The organism is Luteitalea pratensis (assembly GCF_001618865.1).
Lineage (GTDB): Bacteria > Acidobacteriota > Vicinamibacteria > Vicinamibacterales > Vicinamibacteraceae > Luteitalea > Luteitalea pratensis.
In genome coordinates this window covers 809,879-829,226 of sequence record NZ_CP015136.1, presented here as the reverse complement: position 1 = coordinate 829,226, position 19,348 = coordinate 809,879, and the positions used below count along the sequence as shown (strand labels likewise).

Genomic DNA, 19,348 nt, shown 5'->3' with positions numbered 1-19,348 from the left:
CATGGCGGTCTCGGCCCCCGAGACGGTGACCCACGGTCGCGTCGCGGCGCAGGCAGTGGCCCGTGTCGCGCTGATCGGCAATCCGAATACCGGCAAGACCACCCTCTTCAATCGCCTCTGCGGCGCCCGCGCCAAGACCTCCAACTTCCCCGGTACAACCACGGCGTCACGCGTGGGGCGCGCTGCCCTGCCCGGCGAGTGGCTGACCGAGATCATCGACCTGCCTGGGCTGTACGAGTTAAGCCTCGAGGTGCCCGAGACGCGCATCGCTCGCGACGTGCTGAGCGGCGCCGGACTGTACCGCCAGCCCGACGCGGTGCTCGTCGTGATCGACGCGTGCAACCTGACGCGCAATCTCGTACTGGTCGGTGAACTGCTCGCCTACGGACTGCCGGTCGTCGTGGCGCTCAACATGATCGATCTGGCACAGGGCCGCGGCCTGACGATCGACGGGCGCAAGCTCTCCGAGCGCCTCGGTTGCCCGGTCGTGCCGATGATCGCACGCCGCGGTGAGGGCGTGGACGACGTGCGCGCGGCGTTGGCGGGGGCCTTGAGCCATGGCCGCACGCCGGACGCAGCACCCGGCGTGCCTGGCGAGGGCGCATCGATAGAGACCCTCACCAACTGGGCCGACGACGTGATGGCCTACAGCGCCGGGCGGCCCTCGGCGCCGCACGAGCGTGACGCCTTCACCGAGCGCCTCGACCGCGTCTTCACGCATCCGGTGCTCGGCCTGCTGTTCTTCATCCTGGTGATGGGCGGGCTCTTCTATACGCTGTTCGCCCTGGCCACCATCCCGATGGATCTCATCGAGGCGACGTTCGCGCGCCTCGGTGACTTCGCGGCGCAGATACTGCCGGACGGTCCGGTCCGCGCGTTGGTCTCGCAGGGGATCATCGGCGGCGTGGCCGGGACCGTCGTGTTCCTGCCGCAGATCTGTCTGCTGTTCTTTCTGATCAGCCTGCTCGAGGACACGGGGTATCTGGCGCGGGCCGCATTCGTGATGGACCGCGTGCTGCGCCGGTTCGGCCTGCCGGGACATGCGTTCGTGCCGCTGCTGACCTCGTCGGCGTGTGCGCTGCCAGGGATCATGTCCACCCGGCTGATCCCGGACCGGCGCGATCGCCTCGCGACGATTCTGGTCGCTCCCCTGATGAGTTGCTCGGCGCGCCTGCCGGTGTACGTGCTGCTCACCAGCCTCTTGTTCGCCAACCGCCCGCTCTACGCCGCCGCCGCCTTTTCGGCCTGTTACCTGCTCGGGGCGCTAGCCGCACTCGGCACGGCGACGCTCATCGGCCGTACATGGCTGCGCGGCGACGCGCGACCGATGGTGCTCGAGCTGCCGACCTACAAATGGCCGTCCCTGCGCAACGCAGTGTTCACCGCCAAGGATCAGGGGATTTCGTTCCTGCAGACGGCCGGCACGGTGATCATGGCGATCTGCATCGTGATGTGGTGGCTCAGCGCCTATCCGCAGGTGCCACCGCCCGAGCAGGCCACGGCCCTGCGCGCGCGGGCGGCCGAGCCATCGGTGAGCGACACCCAGCGCGCGGCGTGGAACGAACAAGCAACTACCCTCGAGGTGCGTGCGTCGCAGCGTGGGTCGTTCGCCGGACGGCTCGGCCGGCTGGCGCAGCCGGTCTTCGCGCCGCTCGGCTTCGATTCGCAGCTCACGGTGGGCATCCTCACGAGCTTCCTGGCGCGCGAAGTCTTCGTATCCACGATGTCGGTGCTTGTGGGAGGATCGGCAAGGGCGGACGTGGACGTGGGCGTGATCGAACGCATCCGGAGCGCGACGCGAGACGACGGCACGCCGTTGTTCACCGCGGCGACCTCGGCAAGCGCGCTGGTGTTCTTCGTGCTGGCGATGCAGTGCCTGCCGACGCTGACCGTGACGCGCCGCGAGACCGGATCGGGCCGCTACGCGTTGCTGCAGTTCTCGTACATGTCCGTGCTGGCCTACGTGGCGTCGCTGATCGTGTACCAGGCGCTGCGCTCAGGAGGCATACCGTGATGCCAGACGCCGCAACCGTGAATGGCTTCGTGCAGCATGCGGTGGTGTCGGTTGTCGCCCTCGGGGCGCTGGGCGTGGTGCTGCGCCGTGTGCTCGGGGTGTTCGAGCGGCGCCCGCCGGCATCGTCGGCCGGCATGGCGCAGGGCGCACCAGGGTGCAGCCACTGCGCCGCCGGAAACGCGGCGCACAAGAAGCACGCGACCCGCTAAGCGACCGTCGACTTGGGCGTCCGTCGACCTGAAGGTCGACGGCTACGAACTGGCACGGAGTGCCCGAACATTGCCTCGCAAAGTTGCTGCAATCGTCCTCTGCAGCTAAGCGTCCGTCGACCAGGGTGCAGCCATCGGCGGCTCCGCCGGGGGGCTGTAGCCGCGGACCTTCCACCTTCGCCAAGGCTACGGTGGACAGGTCAGGTCCGCGGGCGATCCCTCACTTCCTGTACAGGAAATCCAGCGTGACGCCGGCGAGCGCACGTACGCCGATCGGCAGCGCGTCCTCGTCGAGATCGAAGTACTCCGTGTGGATCATGGCCGTGATCTTCCTGGCCGTGTTGCCGACGCCGAGAAAGAAGAACAGCCCAGGAATCCGCTGCTGGTACATCGCGAAGTCCTCCGCCCCCATCTGCGGCGGCGGCTCGAGGATCTTCGTCCGCCCGCCGACGGTCTCCGCGAGGACCGGCAGGCTCGCGGTCGCGAGCGTCTCCTCGTTGTAGGTCACCGGGTTACCGCTGTGAAACTCGAACGCGTAGGTGGCCCCGGACGCCTCGGTCACGCCCTTGATCGCGCGCTCCATCAGGGCCTTCACGCGATCCGGCCCGTCCTTCGCGAGCGTGCGGACGGTGCCGGTCATCGTCACGGCGTCGGCGATGATGTTGTAGCGGTTGCCGCCGTTGATGGTGGCGACCGAGACGACGATCGGCTCGGCGGCGTTGTTCATGCGGCTGGGGATGGTCTGGAGCGCGTCGATCACCTGCGCCGCGATCGGAATCGGGTCGACCCCCGTGTGCGGGTAGGCCGCGTGGGTCTTCTTGCCCGTGACGGTCACGGTGAACCGGTTGCTGCTGGCCATCGCCGGCCCGACGTTGACGCCGATCGTGCCGATCTGCAGCGTCGGCATCACGTGCAGGCCGAAGATCGCCGCCGGCGCGGGAGCCCCGAACGCTCCGCCTTCGAGCATCCGCTGCGCGCCGGACGATCCGCCGTCGGGATCGCCCTCCTCGGCCGGCTGGAAGAGGAAGACCACGGTCCCGGGGATGTCGGCGCGCATCCCGCTGAAGATCTCGGCCACCCCGAGCAGGATCGCGATGTGCCCGTCGTGTCCGCAGGCGTGCTTGACGTCGGGCACCGTCGACTTGTAGGGCACGTCGATCAGTTCCGGGATGGGCAGCGCGTCCATGTCCGACCGCACCGCGACCACCTTGCCTGGCCGCCCTCCCTTCAGCACGCCGACGACACCCGTGACGCCAACCTGCTCACGGACCTCGTCGAAGCCGAGGGCGCGGAGGCGATCGGCGATCAGCTTCGCCGTGCGCGTCTCGCGGAACCCGAGCTCGGGATGGCGATGGATGTCGCGGCGCGTCTCCACCAGGCGGGCCGACAGGGCGGTCGCCTGGCTGGCGACGCGTTGCCGGATGGCCGGCGGAAGGCTCATGTCCTGTCCAGCGGCGGCCGCGGGCAGACCGGCACAGAGCCCGGCGGCGAAGAGGGCAAGCAATCTCATGATGCCGATGGTATTTGAAAAGGTAAGAAGGGTTCTGCCATTTACCTTTTTGCCCTTTCATCTTTCGGCGCTGATGCAGAATTGCGGTCATGACTTCTGAGTGGTCCGCGCGCGCCGTGTCGCCTGACGAAGCGGTGACAGCCATCCGCAGCGGGATGCGAGTGTTCGTCCACGGCGCCGCTGCGACACCGACGACGCTGCTCGAAGCGCTTGCGCGCCGCACCGACCTCGAAGGCGTGACCGTTTATCACCTGCACACCGCTGGACCGGCGCCATTTGCCGAGCCCGACAAGGCCGGCCAGTTCCGCTCGGTGTCATTGTTCACCGGCGCGCCGCTACGCGGTCCCATCGACGAGGGCCGGGCCGACTTCGTCCCGATCTTCCTGTCGGACATCCCCGGTCTGTTCTTCTCGGGCCGGGTGAAGCTCGATGCGGCACTGCTGTCGGTGTCGGTGCCGGACCGTCACGGCCTCTGCACGCTGGGCACCTCGGTCGACGCTGCGCGCGCGGCCGCCGACACGGCGCCGTTGCTCATCGCGGAAGTCAACACGCGGATGCCACGCACGCGCGGCAACGTCGTCGTGCCGGTGAAACGGCTCGACGCATTCATCGCCAACGACCGCCCGTTGCACGAGCACCAGGGGGCGCCGGAAACCGCCATCGAGGCCGCCATCGGCGAGTTGATCGCCGACCTCGTCGAGGATGGCTCGACACTGCAGATGGGCATCGGCGGGATCCCGGACGCGGTGCTGCGGCGGCTCGGCAACAAGCTCGAACTCGGCGTCCACACCGAGATGTTCTCGGATGGCCTGATCGATCTGCAGGTGGGCGGCGTCATCACCAATCGGCGCAAGGTCGTCCATCCCAATCGCACCGTCACGTCGTTCGTGAACGGCACCAGGCGACTGTTCGATTTCGTCGACGACAACCCGCAGGTCGAGTTCCATCCCTGCGATCGCACCAACGACACGGCGTTGATCCGCCGCAATCCCCGCGTGGTGGCGATCAACTCCGCACTCGAGATCGACCTCACCGGCCAGGTCTGCGCCGATTCGATCGGCTATCGCATCTTCTCCGGCATCGGCGGGCAGATGGACTTCATCCGCGGCGCTGCCCTCTCGGCGGGTGGCAAGCCGATCATCGCGCTGCCTGCCACCGCCGCGAAGGGCCAGGTGTCGCGCATCGTGTCGGCGCTGAAGCCCGGCGCGGGCGTCGTCACCACGCGCGGCCACGTCCACTGGATCGTCACCGAGTACGGCGCGGTGAACCTGCACGGCGCCTCGATTCGCGAGCGTGGCGAGATGCTGATCAGCATTGCGCACCCTGATTTCCGCGCCGAATTGCGCCGTCAGCTCGCTGACATCCGCCATGTGTAGGAGCCAAATGCGAACGCCGCACGCTGAACGCCGAACGCCGACAATGCCCGTCTCGACCCGATCGCTGCTGGCGTGTGCCGCCCTCCTCACTGCCGGTGCCCTGGGCCACGTGGCCGCGCAGCCCGCTGCGTCACCGGCTGCGCCGATCCCGGCGCGGCTCGATGCCGTCCTGAAGAAGGCGCCCGTCATCGACGGGCACAACGACCTGCCGTGGGAAATGCGGACGCGCGCGAAGTACGACTTCGACCTGATCGATATCGCCAAGCCGCAGCCACAGCTGATGACCGATATCGGGAGGCTCCGGGCCGGGCGGGTCGGCGGGCAGTTCTGGTCGGTCTACGTCCCTGTCGAACTGCAGGGCGATGCCGCGGTGAGTGCGACGCTCGAGCAGATCGACGCCGTGCACGAGATGGTGCGGCGCTACCCGTCGGCGTTCGCGTTGACGCGGACCGCCGCAGAGGTGGAGCGCGCAATCGCCGCGGGCAAGGTCGCGTCGATGATCGGCGTGGAGGGCGGACACTCGATCGACAGCTCGATCGCGACCCTGCGCATGATGCATCGGCTCGGCGCGGGGTACATGACTCTCACCCACAGCAAGAACGTGCCATGGGCCGACTCGTGCAGCGACACGCCGAAGGTGCAGGGCCTCTCGCCCTTCGGCGAAGAGGTCGTGCGCGAGATGAACCGCCTGGGGATGCTGGTGGACCTCAGTCACGTCTCGCCGGACACGATGGCAGACGCGATCCGCGTGTCGCAGGCGCCGGTGATTTTCTCGCACTCCGACGCACGCGCCGTGGCCGACTCCGTCCGCAACGTGCCTGACGACATCCTGCGCCAGATTCCGAAGAACGGCGGCATCGTCATGGTGACGTTCGTGCCGGGATTCATCTCGCAGGAGGCAGCCGAACACTCCCGCCGCTCGACAGCCGAGACCGAGCGACTGCGCGCGCAGTTTCCCGGCGACGCGGCGGCGCAGAAGAAGGGCCTGGACGTATGGACCGCCGCCAATCCGGCTCCGCGCGCGACGCTCGCCCAGGTGGCCGATCACATCGATCACATTCGCAAGGTCGCCGGCATCGATCACATCGGCCTCGGCAGCGACTTCGACGGCATCACCTCAGTGGTGCAGGGGCTCGAAAACGTGAGCACGTACCCGGCGCTGCTCGGAGAACTCTCGCGACGCGGGTACGCGGACGACGACATCGCGAAGATCAGCAGCCGCAACATCCTGCGGGTGATGCGCGCGGCCGAGGCGGTGGCGACGCGACTGCAGCCCACGGCCACGCCGTCGATCAAGACCATCGAGGACATGGATCACGTCACACGCAGGGGCGCGCCGGTAGCGCCCTGATGCCTGACGCTGGCAGGGCTGATGTCTGACGCCGACAACCCGGGTCGGGCACCGGGTACCGGGTTCCGGGCACCGGGACCGGACTGCCTCTCGCTACCGTCGCTCGTCGGCCTCAGCGCGGCGCATGGTGATGCCGCTGACAGCGCCGGCTCTCCCTGGGCGCCGAAGCCTTGGCGGAGGCGGCCGAGCCCGGCCCTCACAATCGTCGCGCTCGGCGACTCGACGACAGCGGGGACGCCCGGGTTTCGATCGCCGCTCGAAGCGCCGCCAGACGGCGAGGGCGATACGACCAGCCAGTTCACGTGGTGGCTGATGCAGGCCGAGCCGGCCTGGCGCGTGCTCAACCGCGGCGTGAACGGTGAGCGTACCGACGAGATCGCCACGCGTTTCGAACGCGACGTGCTCGTCCATGCCCCCGACGTCCTGATCCTGCTTGCCGGCGTCAACGATGTCTACCAGGGCCGCGACCCGTCTACCGTCCAGGGGCAATTGCTGGCGATGTACACCCGCGCGCTGAAAGCGGGCCTGCCGACCATCGCGTGCTCGATCATTCCGTACGACACGGCAACGCCGGACCAGAATGCAGGCATGCACGCGATCAACACCTGGATTCGCGAGACCGCCCTGTCGATGCCGGGCCTGGTGTTTTGCGACACGCGTGCTGCGGCGGCGCGGCCCGATGACATGGACCGCCTGTTCGACACGCCTGATCGACTGCACCCCACGCCGGAGGGCTACCGGCGCATGGCGGACGCGCTGCTCGAGGTGGTCAGAGAGTTGACCATTCGATAGTCGCGCCGCAACACTTCTTGTACTTGCGTCCGCTGCCACAGGGACACGGTTCGTTACGGCCGATCTTGCTGCCATCGCTGCGACGGTTCGGGGCGTGCGTCGTGACACGCACCGGCTGGGCCCACTTCATCTCCTGCAGTACGTCGCGGATGGCTGGGTGGCGCGAGCGAAAGTCCTGCAGTCGGACGCCTCGCTGCCCCGCCTCGACCTCGTCGAGTTCGACCGCGGGGATGTAGTCGAGCTCGATGAGGCCCTCCAGGCACGCCGCACGCAACGCCGGGAACACCTCGAGGGCCTCGATCTCGGCGCACTCGACGGCCAGACTGTTCCATGTCTGGCCGGGCGTCCGTTCAAGCCCCTCGGTGGCGAGCCGTACGAAGTAGCTCACGACGGCGTCGCGGGGCGCTTCCTCCCAGGCGACGAGCAGCGCCAGCGCGTTCAACCCCGCCGCACGGGCGTACTCGTCGGCCGTCGGCGACTCGACGAGCCGCTGCAGTGGTCCGCGGTCGCCGCCCCACACGGCCGCGAGCATGCGCCCGGCGTCCTCGGTGAGCACGTCTCCAATCAGGTCGAGGTCGGTGGTCTCGGCCGTGCGGAACCACGTCACGAGCGGGACGTAAACACGAACGTCGCGCCAGCGAGCGCACAGATAGAGGCCGTCCGTGATCAGGCTGCTGTCGGCATCGGTGGCTGTCTCGGGATGCGCGGTGATGCGAGCGAGCGTGGCGAGGACGGCCTCGACGATGGCGTCACGGTACTGGTCGGCGGCGACGATCGCGGCCGGACGCCCGACATGCCCGGGAGTAGACAGAATGGCGAGCGCCACCGAGGCTGACCATTGGCGCGGCACGCGTGACTGGCCAGTCCAGCGGTCGATGCCGGCCCAGGCCGGGCATCGCGGGCATTCCTCCCCCATGGGGTAGTCGATGCCCTCCTGATGCGGGCAGCCGAGCAGGCGAGACGCGGTGACGGTGTCTCGCACGGCGTGTGCCTCGATGAACGCTCGGACTTCCTCGCGGACCGTCGGGTCGTGCCGCACATCGCTGACCAGGGTCGTCCAGATCTGGCGATCGGCGACCTCACCACCCTGTCGCAGCAGGATCGACGCCACCAACTTCGTCGCATGCTGCGGCGTCGGCCCGTAACAGGCGAGAGTGGCCATGGGAAAACGCGAGCGGCCTGGTGACTTCGCCACGACGAGCACGATCCCGCCGGCGAGGCTCTTGCGTCAAGGCGTCCTGTCACGAACACCGTCAGTGTCAAGGACCCGCGAGGTCTCAGGTCGCAGGTCTCAGGTCTCAGGCCTCATGCGTCAGGTCTCAGGTCTCAGGTCTCAGGCCTCATGCTTCATGCGTCAGGTCTCAGGCCCCTCGACCCTGAGCCTCGAGACTTGGGCACGGCAGCCTGAGCCAAGGACGCAGTCGCGGCGACGTGAGGCGAGGCATGCCCGCCGGACAAAGTCCGGCGGCTACAAGTCAGCGCCAGAAGCGCTCACGGTAATCGGGCCGAGGGGACCTCCAGAGGGCTCCCACCTCGGCACGGCCTCGGCGAGCGATGTCGCTCCTGCGATGCCCAGCCACGGCAGCACGAGGCGCCACACGTCGGCGGGCGTCGCCCCTGCATCGCGCATCGCGCCGACATGCGCCGACCCGTGCGACTTGGACAGCTTCCTGCCGTCCGCACCCAGCACCAGCGGCGTGTGCAGCCATCGCGGCGCGGCCGCGTCCAGCGCGCTCCACAACTGCATCTGCACCGCCGTGTACTCGAGCAGGTCACTCCCCCGCACCACGTCGTTCACGCCATCGTCGATGTCGTCGGCGACGACGGCGAGGTTGTAGGACACGAGCCCATCGCGGCGCACGAGGATCGGATCGCCGAAACGGCGAGGATCCGCGTGCTGGGGGCCCCAGCGGCAGTCGATGAACGACAGGGAACCCGCTTCGAGCCTGAAGCGGACCGCTCCAGTGGCGTACCCCTTGCCGTCGCATCGCCCCTGACAGCCGGCGCCGTCTGGCAAGGGCGCAGCCCGCATCGCGCGCGTGCACTGGCAGCGATAGAGACGCGGCGCGAGGCGCGCCAGCGCCGGTGCGTAGTCACGCGCGGACTGGCGAGGCGTCTCGACGTCCCAGGTGAGCCCCAGCCACGCGAGATCATCGCGGAGCGCCTGCTCGACATCCGGGCGCGCACGCTCCCGATCCACGTCCTCGATGCGCAGCAGCAGACGCCCGTCCGCGGCGCGCGCCGAAAGCCACGCGCCGGCAAACGCACACACGTTGCCGAGGTGCAGCAGTCCTGAGGGCGTGGGCGCGAGGCGGCCGACAAGCATCAGCGAGAGGAATCGGGAGTCGGGAGTCGGGAGTCGGAAGTCGGGACAGGGTAGCGGGTTCCGGGTACGGGGTTCCGGGTACGGGGTTCCGGGTACAACCACCCCGGTTCAAGAGCGGGAATCGAGGCCGGGCTGGGACAGGCCGGCGCTACCTGCGTTGCAGTCGTTGGTCAGTCTACGCGCGTCGAGCAAGCTCGGCGCCTACATCCGCAGATTCGGCGTTCGGCGTTCGGCGTTCGGCGTTCGGCGTTCGCACGCTGCCCTTAGAATGGAACGATGCCCCGGTTGACGCGCATCTACACACGCAAGGGAGACGATGGGACCACGGGGCTCGGCGGTGGCCAGCGGATTGCCAAGGACGCATTGCGGGTGGCGACGTACGGCACCGTCGACGAACTGAATTCGGTGATCGGTGTCGCCCTTGCCAACGGCCTCGTGCCGCGGCTGGCCGAGACCCTGCCCGTGATCCAGAACGAATTGTTCCACCTCGGGTCGGACCTCTGCTTCCTCGAGGACGACAAGGTCGCCTTCAGGATTCCGCAGATCGAGTCGCGGCACGTCGAAGCCCTCGAACGGCTGATGGACGAGCTGAACGAGATCGTTGGGCCGATCGAGAACTTCGTCCTGCCGGGCGGTGCGCCCGGTGCCGCTCACCTGCACGTCGCGCGCACCGTCTGCCGCCGTGCGGAGCGCGAGGCGATCGCGCTCACACGCGGCGAGAAGATCGGGACGTTCGTGATCCCTTACCTGAATCGGCTCTCGGACGCGCTCTTCATCATGGCTCGGTACGAGAACCACCAGCGCGGCATCCCCGAGCCGCGGTGGCAGAGCAAAGCCTGACGCAGGATCACAGGATCACAGGATCACAGGACCGCAGGCCACTGGACTGAGATCCTGGTCTGGGCTCCTGAGCTCCTGAGTTCCTGCCTAGAACTTCGACGGGGCTCGAGGGCCCCGTCGATGAGCGTTGTGAGCCGAGCTCGCGGCCGCGAGCGGAGGCGAACTAGAACTTCACGCTCCACACCACCCGGAAGTTGCGCCCCATCTCGGGCACGAGGTCCTTCACGAGTGACAGGTGATTGCGGTACAGCTCGTCGGTCACGTTGTCCAATCGTGCCGAGAACGTGTGCAGCAGTCGTCCCGCCTGCAGCGAGTAGGCGCCGAACAGCCGCAGCGTCGTGTACCCGGGCGTCGTCGTCTCGCTCCCGTACACGCGATCCTGCTCGAGCGCGCTGACGACCTGCCCGCCGACCTGCAGCGCATCCCGGTGGTACTGCATGCCGCCGATGAACCGCACCGGCGGAATGCGCGGCAGGGGTTCGTCGCTGTCGCGCAGGCTGCCGTGCACCGTGTCCATGCCCAGTTCGAGGTGCAAGCCGGCCGTGACGTCGACGTCGGCATGCGCCTCGACGCCCTGCAAACGGGCATCGCGGCCGAGGAACTCGATGATCGGCAGGGTTTCGTCCGGCATTGTCGCGTCGCCGCTCGTCGCTGCGCCGAAGCGGGCGGCGAAGTCCGCCCCGTCGACAGGGCTGCGGAAGATGTAGTTGTCGATGCGGTTGTTGAAGTACGTGACCTCGGCCGATAGGCGCGACAGGCGGGCGCGGTACGACACGTCGAGGCCGTACGCGACCTCCGAGTCGAGATTCTCGTTGCCGATCTCGAACGAGAAGTTGCCGGCGTGCAGGCCGTAGAAGTACAGCTCCTCGAGGGCAGGGTTGCGCGCGGCGCGCGCAAAGCTCACCGCCAGCGTGCTCTTCTCGTTGGGCCGGAAGAGCGAACCCAGCGAGAACGAGACGTTGTTGAAGTTGCGGGCCCGCAGGCCGCCCTCCGGCGAGTAGCCGGCGTGGTCGAAACGGCCGCCGAACTGCAACGTCGCATGCGGCCACGTCACCTCCTGGTAGCTGAAGGCCGAGTAGACGTCCTGCTCCACCTTCGGCGAGAGCGCTTCCTCGCCGATGGAGTCGAACGTGCGCGCGTAGCCAGACACGCCGACCGTGCCCGTCATGTTGCCGATCTCGCGGTGCGTCGCACGCACGTCCACGTCCACCAGGTCGTTGCGGAACTCGGTGCCGACGATGTTGCCGACGAGTTCCTCGTGGCGGTAGCGGTGGTAGGCGAACGACCCGCGCGCGGACGTGAAGAATCCGGAAAGATTGCGCGCTTCGCCGCGCACGCCATAGACCTGCCGCCGTGGCGTCAGCGTAATCGCCCCTTCCTCGATCACCGGGACGCCGTACTTCGTGTCGTCGATCTGCACGCCGGCGCCGAGATACGCATTCTGCGACGTGCGTGACACGCCGACGCTGGCAAACGCCCCGCGCGACTGCGTGTTCTCGACGCTGCCTTCCGGTGTCTCGTAGTCGCTCGAACGGCGCCCCGATCCGCCGAGGTTCATCGCCCATTTGCCATTGCCGACCGTGAGGTCACCCGCGACCGCGGCTTCACCGCCGTTGGTCGCCAGGTCGACCTGCGTGTTGCCGATGGTCCGCGTGACCGCCTGGGTCGGGATCTGGTTGGAGATGACGTTGACCAGGCCACCAATCGCGTTGGCGCCATACAGGAGGGTGGCCGGGCCGCGAACCACTTCGACCTGGCTCGCTGCGGCCGGGTTGATGGTCACGCCGTGGTCACCGGACTGGCTGGACAGGTCGCCGGTGCGCTGGCTGTTCTGCAGGACCAGCACCCGATCACCGTCCTGGCCGCGAATGACCGGCCTGGACGGGCCGGGCCCGAGCGAACGTTCGGACACGCCCGGCTCGTTCTTGAGCAGGCCGCCGAGTGAACCCTCGCTCTTGAGCGAGAGTTCCTGCCCCGATAGCACCGAGGTCGGCTGGTAGGACTCGAAGGGATCGCGCGGCGCCGGGCCGACGGTGACCGACTCGGCGTAGTGCAGGTCATCCTGCATGACGAGTTCCAGCGGCGCAGGACCCGCGCCCGTGTTGACCTCGACGCGGACCGGGAGGAACCCTGGCGCGGTGGCCTTGAGATGGACGATGGCGGCGGGCGGGGCCGCGATGGAGAAGGCGCCGTTCTCGTCGGTGACGGCGACGGCGGGACGTCCCTCGATGGTCACGGTCACGCCCGGCAACGGTGTCTTCGTCTCGCCGGCGACGACACGCCCCTGCACCTCAGGCGTGGCAGACGGCGCGGCAGGCTGTGCGACGCCCGGGGTCGCCCAGAGGAGGGCGAGAAAAAACAGGACCGCGGGGGGGTCGGAAATCCGACCACACCGCGTGGTGAACCCAAAAAACATGTCGACGACACTCCACGCAGGACGGGGATCAGGAGACACCCCGCGCGGGTGCGATCGGGCCACCCGCCGGTGCCCGCGACTGCGACGCGGCACCTGGACTCGAACTCGTAGCTGGATGGGGAGCGGCGATCGGCCGGTCGGCCGATCAGGCGCGGGTCGGGGGGGCGCGGGCGGGGAGTGCGGCGCGCGAGTCCGAGCGCGGCGCACCACCCTGTAGCTCGATCCAGTCGACTGACATCGACGCGGGAGCGCGGAGATATTGTGGTGTCTCGATCCAGCCAAATCGCAGCGATGACGCGGTCTGGCAGTACGGGCAGTGCCTGTCGGGGGTGTTCACCGGGAGCGCCCCGGCGGCGATGCCGTGGTCGGCCGCGTTGTGCATCGCGGTCTCGGCATGGGCGTCCGCGCCGGCGACGTGGCCGGAGAGGATCAGTCCCGCCGGTCCGGCTGGCGCCAGTACGAGCAGGATCACGAGCCAGAGCGCCCGGAGTCGGGTCGCCAAGGGCACCGCCATCTGCCCACAGTGCCACTCGACTCGTCCACCCGTCAAGGCGCACGTTGCCGGGCAGGTGTCGGAAGAGCGATACTATTGAACCAGCGTGGCCGCCTTCCTCCACCCCGTCCGGTTGCTACCCGTCGTAGCGGCCTGCGCCTTCGCCGGCGCGATCCTGCTCGCGTCCGGACGCGCTGTGGCGGGAGCGCTGCTCCTCGGGATGGGCCTCGGAGCCGGCGCCCTGGGACTGCTCGTCGCACGGACCCCGCCACGGGTCCGCCGGGAGCCGACGACCGACTACGTCCAGGCCTCACTCGTCGAGGCCCTGGCTGGCGCCATCGACGCCAAAAACGATCCGTCCGGCAAGCGTCTGCACCGCCGGCGCACCTGGGCCGCCGCCCTTGGCGAGGCCATCGGGCTGCCGGCCGCCGACATCGAAGCGCTGCGGACGGCCGCGTTGCTGCTCGACATTGGCCAGCTCGCCGTCCCCGACCACATCCTCTTCAAGCCGGGTCCCCTGTCGGTCGAGGAGTTTCACAAGATCCGGATTCACCCCCAGGTCAGCGCCGGGCTGATCGAGGGCGTGCCGCTGCCGAAGGCTGTCGGCGAATTCGTGCGCTCGCATCACGAGCGCTGGGACGGCAAGGGCTATCCCGAGGGACTGGCCAGGGAAGCAATCCCCGTCGGTGCACGCGTGCTCGCCGTCGTCGACAACTACGACGCGCTGGTCAGCGAGCGGCCCTACCGCGATCGGCTGACACGCGACGCGGCAATCGCCGTCCTTCGTGAGGAGGAAGGCAAGTCGCTCGATCCCTCGCTCGTGGAACGGTTCATCACGTTGCTGCCCTCGATCGAGGGCGGGCCGTCGCTGGACATCACGATGGACCGATCGCTTGTCTCCATCGTCTCCGCGCGGCGCGAAGACGTGGCGCTGTTCGAAATCTCGCAGGCCATCACCGCGGGCCTCGGCGTCGAGGGCACCGCCCAGCTGCTGGCGCAGAAGCTGCGCCGGGTGATTCCGTACTCGAGCGCGGCCCTCTACCTGTACGACGTGTCACGCCGCAGCTTCAAGGCGGCGTTCACCGAGGGGATCGAGGCCGAGATGCTGGCCACAGTCGTGATGGCGGCCGATGCAGGCATGTTCGGGCAGTCGCTGCGCGAGCAGCGCGCGGTGGCCAATGGCGACCCGCAGACCTGCATGGACGCGCGCGCCGCCGCCGTGACCCGGCTCCGCTCTTCCATCGTGTGCCCGCTCTACGGCGAGCAGAACGACCTCGTGGGCGCGTTGGCCATCTACCACGTGACGCCCGGCTGCTATACGCAGGACGAATGCCGGCTGCTCGAGATGGTGGCGCGTCAGGCGGGCCCGGTCGTCAGCCACGCGCTGCAACTGTCGCGGGCGCAGGAAGAGGCACTGACCGACCCGCTGACGGGCCTGCCCAACACACGCTTCCTCTGGATGCACCTGACCCAGGAGCTGGCGCGTGCGTCGCGGCAGGCGTCCCGGCTGGCGCTGCTGCTGATCGACGTCGACGACTTCAAGACGGTCAACGACAACGAAGGTCACCCGGTCGGCGACCTCGCCCTGCGTGAGTTGGCCACGGTGCTGCGGCAGGCCGTACGCCCCTACGACGTGTGCGCGCGGTACGGCGGCGACGAGTTCGTCATCATGCTGCCCGAGTGTGGACGCGAGGAGGCCGAGGAGCGCCTCCGAGACCTCCAGGCCGCTATCAAGCGGCACGAAGTACGCCTGGGCGACGGACGAGCGTTCTCGCTCGCCGTCAGCATCGGCGCGGCGGTCTTCCCGCGCGACGGCGATTCGGCCGAGGCCCTGCTGGCTGCGGCCGACGCCCGTATGTACCAGGACAAGCAGCGCTGGCGCGACGACGGCGAGCGGCGCGCCGGCGACAGCTTCCCGGGCGGCCTGCCCCGGCCGCCTCTCCACAAGATGTAATGCCTGATGCCTGATGCCTCATGCCTCATGCTCGATGCCTCATGACTGGACGTAGCGGTCGACCTTGGTCGACCGTCGCGTAGCCGATCGGGGCGTCGAGCAAGCTCGACGCCTACGTCCCTCTGTTCAGCGGTCGGCGGTCGACGTTCGATGTTCGACGTTCGACGTTCGGCGTTCGGCGTTCAGCGTTCAGCGTTCAGCGTTCAGCGTTCAGCGTTCAGTGTGTAGCGACCCACGTGTCCACGTCGAGCACGACGCGCCAGCCTTGCGGGTCGTGCCGCCAGACGCGCACGTAGTAGACGGGGGCCGCACCGGGACCAGCGTCGGCCAGTTCGAGACGACCGTACGCGTAACCCATGTCGCCCGATGACGCCACGTCGGTCTTCTCCGGTGTGACGCGCGCGAGTGTGCCACGGCGCGCAATCACCTCCAGGGCCGGAAGCACGCCCTCCGTCGGGGCGCCGCCATCGCGGTACACGCGCGCGTGCCGTGCGAGCAGGGCGCGGTACGTCGCGACCTGGTCTCGTTCGGCCGCCTGCGCGAACTGCCGCTCCGCCTCCGCGAGTGTGGCCGCGGCGCCGGCACCCGCCGAGACCCCGGCCGCGGGCGTCGGGTCCCGCGGGGTCACGTCGAGCGTTACCGGCGTCGGCTGGGCCGTGCCGAGGTCGATCAGGACTTTCCAGGGCGCGCTCGCCGAACGCACCCACACACTGCAGAAATACCCCTGCCGCAAGACTTCGCCGTCCGGCGTGCGGCGAAACTGGTGCGGCCCCGTCGAGTAGCCGAAGTCGCCGGACACCGCGACGTCCACGACCTCTGGGGCCCACGCGAGCTGCCCGGCCCGCGGCGGCCGGCCGGTGTAGAGCTCGATGCCGTTGACCGGGCCTGGGTTGAACAGCACCGACTGCGGATGCAGATGCGCAAGGAACGCCTCACGAATCGTGGTCCGGACGGAGTCGGCGGCGAACGCGCGCTCCGCCTCCACGAGCGACTGCCAGGCGCCAGGAGGTTGGGCCGGCAGTTCCGCCGCGAGCGCGGCGAGGAACCCGAGGACGGCAAACGCAGGCGCTCGTCGCATGGCGAAGGGTACGCGCCGCGGCTATGTCGGGTTCCCCGGAGTCAGGTAGGGACGCCTCTCCGAGGCGTCCATGACCACGCCGCCCGAAGCGTCCCCCTCTTCATGGCCATCGACCGCCAGGAGTAGGAGATGGACCGCTCAGAGAGCGGTCCCTACCTCACAGAGCTGCGGTAGATGCCGTTGAACAGGAACTTGAACGTGCCGTGCGGCTGGGCCCGGAAGGTGATTTCCGGTCCGAACAGGACGAGACGCCCCTGCCCTACCTTCGCCTCTGCGATGGCGACGCCACCGTCCAACTGTGCCTGGCCCCACGCCCACCCGCTGCGCAGTGGCGCCGGTGAATCGAACCAGGCAACAGGCGTGATTCCCTTCGACTTGGCATCAGCGGGCAACGTGAAGACCGGGCTGTTGTCGAAGTAGACGTCGGTCTCGGCGCGCAGCCCCTGGGCAAGCGGTTGGGTCGTGTCCACCTTCACGCGCAGGATCGAGCCCGGCACGTAGAACTGCTCGGCGGCAAGAGGGGCGCCCTTGGCGTCGACGAGTTTGTTGCCGACCGGCAATCCGAGCTGCTGCCCCAGCGCCGTCGAACTCCCGATCGTCAGCACCGTCCCGCCTGCCTCGAGGAATGCACGCAACTGCGGCAGCGTCGTGGCCTCCGAGTAGGCGCCGATGCGGGCGCGGTACTCGTCCGGGATGTTCTCGGATCGCAGTGCCCGTGCCGCAAACGCGCCGGCGCCGGCCTCCGGGATGGCGCCGTCGGGCAGGATGATGACGTCGTACTTCGACCGCAACTGTCCTGCGTCCAATTGCGGCGGGTACACAACTTCGTAAGGGAACTCGAACTGTTCAAGCACCAGCCGCAGCCAGCCTGAGGGCATCGACCCGCCGTAGCGGTCCCAGAGGGCGATCCGCACCGGACCGAGCGCCTGCCCGCCGGGCGTCGCCTCGGTGACACCCTCGAAATTCACGCCGGTGCTGGCGGCGATCTCCGTGAGCCGCGCCTTCGTCGCGCGCGTGCCGGCGACGCGAAACCGCCCGTCGGGCAGCCACTCGACGCGCTCGCCCGCCTTCAGGAGCCGGTTGATGGCCCTGAACGCCTGGTTGCTCTGGTGAGTGAAGACGAACGCATTGGCCGAGGCGGCGCCGGTCACGCGGCCTGGGGGGATGCCGAGTTCATCGGGCACGCGCTCGAACGGCCCGTCGAAGGCATCGAGGATGCGATCGGCCTGCACGCCCATCTGGAACGCCAGCGTCCAGCCTGCGCTGTCGTACGGCGGGATGGGCGGCCCACCGGGGTACTGGAAGTCGTCGGGGTGATCCTGTGGCTCGAACATGTCGAGCACGTGCGGCCGGAACGCCTGCGCGGTCTTCACGACCAGCGACCCCGCGGGATACGAGCGGCCCTGCACGGTGAACGGTGCGGTCGCGCGATGGACTGTCACACCGGCCCTGATGAGGGTGTTCACGAAGGTGATCGCCGTCGGGAAGTCGGCCTGATCGGCAGCCAGCACGTAACCGCGCGGGTCACGCAGTGCCGGGTCGCGGAGCACGGTGTCAAACAGCGCCCGCGGCGCGCTGCCGGCAGCGCCGCGAGGCGATCGCTGCGCGGACGCGGACCCCGACGCCTGCGCCGCCGCCTGCACCTTCTGCACTCGGCGCGGGTACATCGTCCAGGTGTCACGCTGGCCACGTTCGATGGCGTTGCGCCCCATGCGCCAGATGTTGAAGAGGAACTGCTCGCGATAGCGCGCCGCCAGGTCGAACACGGCACGGTTGGCCGTCAGCGAGTACTCGATGCTCTGCCGCATGTGCCACGTCTGCGGGGCGATCGGGAACGGGAGATCGGCGCTCGGCAACTGACGATCGGGCCTGAACGGAATCTCGATGGGGGTCGGATTGCCGATCGTCTCAGTAAGCAGACCGACCATGTTGTGGAAGTACACCGTGGTTCGCAGCCCGCCATTCCACCACGTGGAATAGTTCGCTCCCCTGCGCATCGTCACGCCGGGCTTGTTCTCGGCGGCGAACCTGGTGTGCATCGCCGCACCGACCAGGTCGAGCGTCGTCGGTATCAGCGGGTCGAACACGTAGTTGAACGGATCGCGGAACGGCGGCGCGAACATGACGGTGCCGATTGGGCCCGTCTGGTGGTGGTTGTACATGATCTGCGGGTACCACTCGCGGTACAACACGCGGTTCATGTTCGCCGACTCGGCAAGCGCGCTCATGTACGAGTCGCGGTTGTTGTCGTGACCCGCGTACTTCTGGTAGAGCCGGGGCAGGTCGTCGAGCGAGCGCTTGAGGGGATCGCGCTCGCGCAGGTACCAGTTGGCGACCAGGTCGTGGCCGTCCGGGTTGGCGTGCACCGCAAGGATCACGACGTTGTCGAGGATGCGCGTGAGTTCCGCGTCGGTGCCGCTCACCAGTTGGTACACAGTCTCGATCAGTTGCTGCGCGCCGAGCGTCTCGTTGGCGTGCAGTCCCCCGTCGATCCACACCACCGCCTTGCCCTCCGCGGCCAACGCCCGCGCCTCGGATTCGGTCGAGACGTCCTCGGCCAGGGCCAGCCGGCGCGCGATGGTCTTCAGGCGCTCCAGCTTGCGATGGTTCTCCGGCGAGGTGATGATGGCCATCCACTGCGGGCGACCCTCGGCGGTCTTGCCGATGTCGACGAGGCTCATGCGGTCCGACTGCTCGTCGAGCCGCTTCCAGTACGCGGTGAGCTGCTCGTACGTTGCGAGCTGGTAATCGTCACCGATGGCGAACCCGAATTGCTCCCTGGGCGACGTGATGCCTGACGAGGTCGTCGGCGCGGCAACGGCCGCCTGCCCGGCAGCGGCACGCGACTCCGTGCCGATGGCCGCGGCGCCGGCTGCAACGAGGCAGAAGATGAGCGACGCGCGACGAAGGCGCGCGGGTAAGCGTCTGGACTCGGACTCTGGCATACGTATGTGCGATGAAGTGATCGGCAGGGCGAATCATAGCAGCG

General features: G+C 68.5%; 14 protein-coding genes. 7 read left to right on the top strand and 7 right to left on the bottom strand.

What is annotated here, in order from left to right:
- Position 1 precedes the first annotated feature (1 nt).
- Positions 2-2,014: a ferrous iron transporter B gene (feoB, locus tag LuPra_RS03565; RefSeq protein ID WP_110169483.1), complete on the top strand. Its 2,013-nt coding sequence runs from the start codon at positions 2-4 to the stop codon at positions 2,012-2,014.
- Entirely contained in the window at positions 2,014-2,223 is a 210-nt protein-coding gene (locus tag LuPra_RS03560) for a hypothetical protein (RefSeq protein WP_110169482.1), read from the top strand. The genes feoB and LuPra_RS03560 overlap by 1 nt, the downstream gene beginning before the upstream one ends.
- 220 nt (positions 2,224-2,443) lie before the next feature.
- Here the strand turns inward: LuPra_RS03560 and LuPra_RS03555 are convergent, their stop codons facing one another.
- On the bottom strand, positions 2,444-3,733 hold the full coding sequence (locus LuPra_RS03555; protein ID WP_110169481.1) for a M20 metallopeptidase family protein: 1,290 nt from the start codon (positions 3,731-3,733) through the stop codon (positions 2,444-2,446).
- A gap of 89 nt (positions 3,734-3,822) precedes the next feature.
- Between LuPra_RS03555 and LuPra_RS03550 the strand changes: the two genes are divergently transcribed.
- The 3 genes from LuPra_RS03550 to LuPra_RS03540 are packed head-to-tail and all read left to right on the top strand — an operon-like array spanning position 3,823 to position 7,252.
- Positions 3,823-5,109, top strand: a complete 1,287-nt coding sequence (locus tag LuPra_RS03550; protein WP_110169480.1) for an acetyl-CoA hydrolase/transferase family protein — start codon at positions 3,823-3,825, stop codon at positions 5,107-5,109.
- Between the two features lie 43 nt (positions 5,110-5,152).
- A complete protein-coding gene (locus LuPra_RS03545; RefSeq protein WP_110169479.1) occupies positions 5,153-6,460 on the top strand; it encodes a dipeptidase in 1,308 nt (435 codons plus the stop codon).
- A 21-nt stretch (positions 6,461-6,481) separates the two neighbouring features.
- Complete coding sequence (locus LuPra_RS03540) at positions 6,482-7,252, top strand: SGNH/GDSL hydrolase family protein (RefSeq protein WP_110169478.1); 771 nt, start codon at positions 6,482-6,484, stop codon at positions 7,250-7,252.
- On the opposite strand, the gene LuPra_RS03535 is transcribed toward LuPra_RS03540, so the two are convergent.
- A complete protein-coding gene (locus LuPra_RS03535; RefSeq protein ID WP_157899924.1) occupies positions 7,230-8,414 on the bottom strand; it encodes a DUF1186 domain-containing protein in 1,185 nt (394 codons plus the stop codon). The genes LuPra_RS03540 and LuPra_RS03535 overlap by 23 nt on opposite strands.
- Positions 8,415-8,720: 306 nt before the next feature.
- Positions 8,721-9,578 (bottom strand): glutamate--tRNA ligase family protein, encoded by an 858-nt coding sequence (locus LuPra_RS03530; protein ID WP_110169476.1) that lies wholly within the window; start codon positions 9,576-9,578, stop codon positions 8,721-8,723.
- Positions 9,579-9,854: 276 nt separating this feature from the next.
- Between LuPra_RS03530 and LuPra_RS03525 the strand changes: the two genes are divergently transcribed.
- Positions 9,855-10,418, top strand: coding sequence for a cob(I)yrinic acid a,c-diamide adenosyltransferase (locus tag LuPra_RS03525; RefSeq protein ID WP_110169475.1), 564 nt, complete (start codon positions 9,855-9,857; stop codon positions 10,416-10,418).
- A gap of 163 nt (positions 10,419-10,581) precedes the next feature.
- On the opposite strand, the gene LuPra_RS03520 is transcribed toward LuPra_RS03525, so the two are convergent.
- Together LuPra_RS03520 and LuPra_RS03515 are read right to left on the bottom strand one after the other, a co-directional pair.
- Entirely contained in the window at positions 10,582-12,834 is a 2,253-nt protein-coding gene (locus LuPra_RS03520; protein WP_110169474.1) for a TonB-dependent receptor, read from the bottom strand.
- 145 nt (positions 12,835-12,979) lie between these two features.
- Entirely contained in the window at positions 12,980-13,336 is a 357-nt protein-coding gene (locus LuPra_RS03515) for a hypothetical protein (RefSeq protein ID WP_157898685.1), read from the bottom strand.
- A 97-nt stretch (positions 13,337-13,433) separates the two neighbouring features.
- Here LuPra_RS03515 and LuPra_RS03510 point away from each other — a divergent pair, with 97 nt between their 5' ends.
- Positions 13,434-15,281: a diguanylate cyclase gene (locus tag LuPra_RS03510; protein ID WP_110169472.1), complete on the top strand. Its 1,848-nt coding sequence runs from the start codon at positions 13,434-13,436 to the stop codon at positions 15,279-15,281.
- Positions 15,282-15,498: 217 nt separating this feature from the next.
- Here the strand turns inward: LuPra_RS03510 and LuPra_RS03500 are convergent, their stop codons facing one another.
- On the bottom strand, positions 15,499-16,359 hold the full coding sequence (locus tag LuPra_RS03500) for a nuclear transport factor 2 family protein (protein ID WP_110169471.1): 861 nt from the start codon (positions 16,357-16,359) through the stop codon (positions 15,499-15,501).
- Between the two features lie 152 nt (positions 16,360-16,511).
- Positions 16,512-19,304, bottom strand: a complete 2,793-nt coding sequence (locus LuPra_RS03495) for a M14 family metallopeptidase (protein ID WP_110169470.1) — start codon at positions 19,302-19,304, stop codon at positions 16,512-16,514.
- Positions 19,305-19,348: the final 44 nt, after the last annotated feature.

Coding starts and splice junctions, on each gene's coding strand:
- feoB (WP_110169483.1), top strand. CDS start 2: ATGGCGGTCTCGGCCCCCGAGACGGTGACCCACGGTCGCGTCGCGGCG.
- LuPra_RS03560 (WP_110169482.1), top strand. CDS start 2,014: ATGCCAGACGCCGCAACCGTGAATGGCTTCGTGCAGCATGCGGTGGTG.
- LuPra_RS03555 (WP_110169481.1), bottom strand. CDS start 3,733: ATGAGATTGCTTGCCCTCTTCGCCGCCGGGCTCTGTGCCGGTCTGCCC.
- LuPra_RS03550 (WP_110169480.1), top strand. CDS start 3,823: ATGACTTCTGAGTGGTCCGCGCGCGCCGTGTCGCCTGACGAAGCGGTG.
- LuPra_RS03545 (WP_110169479.1), top strand. CDS start 5,153: ATGCCCGTCTCGACCCGATCGCTGCTGGCGTGTGCCGCCCTCCTCACT.
- LuPra_RS03540 (WP_110169478.1), top strand. CDS start 6,482: ATGTCTGACGCCGACAACCCGGGTCGGGCACCGGGTACCGGGTTCCGG.
- LuPra_RS03535 (WP_157899924.1), bottom strand. CDS start 8,414: ATGGCCACTCTCGCCTGTTACGGGCCGACGCCGCAGCATGCGACGAAG.
- LuPra_RS03530 (WP_110169476.1), bottom strand. CDS start 9,578: ATGCTTGTCGGCCGCCTCGCGCCCACGCCCTCAGGACTGCTGCACCTC.
- LuPra_RS03525 (WP_110169475.1), top strand. CDS start 9,855: ATGCCCCGGTTGACGCGCATCTACACACGCAAGGGAGACGATGGGACC.
- LuPra_RS03520 (WP_110169474.1), bottom strand. CDS start 12,834: ATGTTTTTTGGGTTCACCACGCGGTGTGGTCGGATTTCCGACCCCCCC.
- LuPra_RS03500 (WP_110169471.1), bottom strand. CDS start 16,359: ATGCGACGAGCGCCTGCGTTTGCCGTCCTCGGGTTCCTCGCCGCGCTC.
- LuPra_RS03495 (WP_110169470.1), bottom strand. CDS start 19,304: ATGCCAGAGTCCGAGTCCAGACGCTTACCCGCGCGCCTTCGTCGCGCG.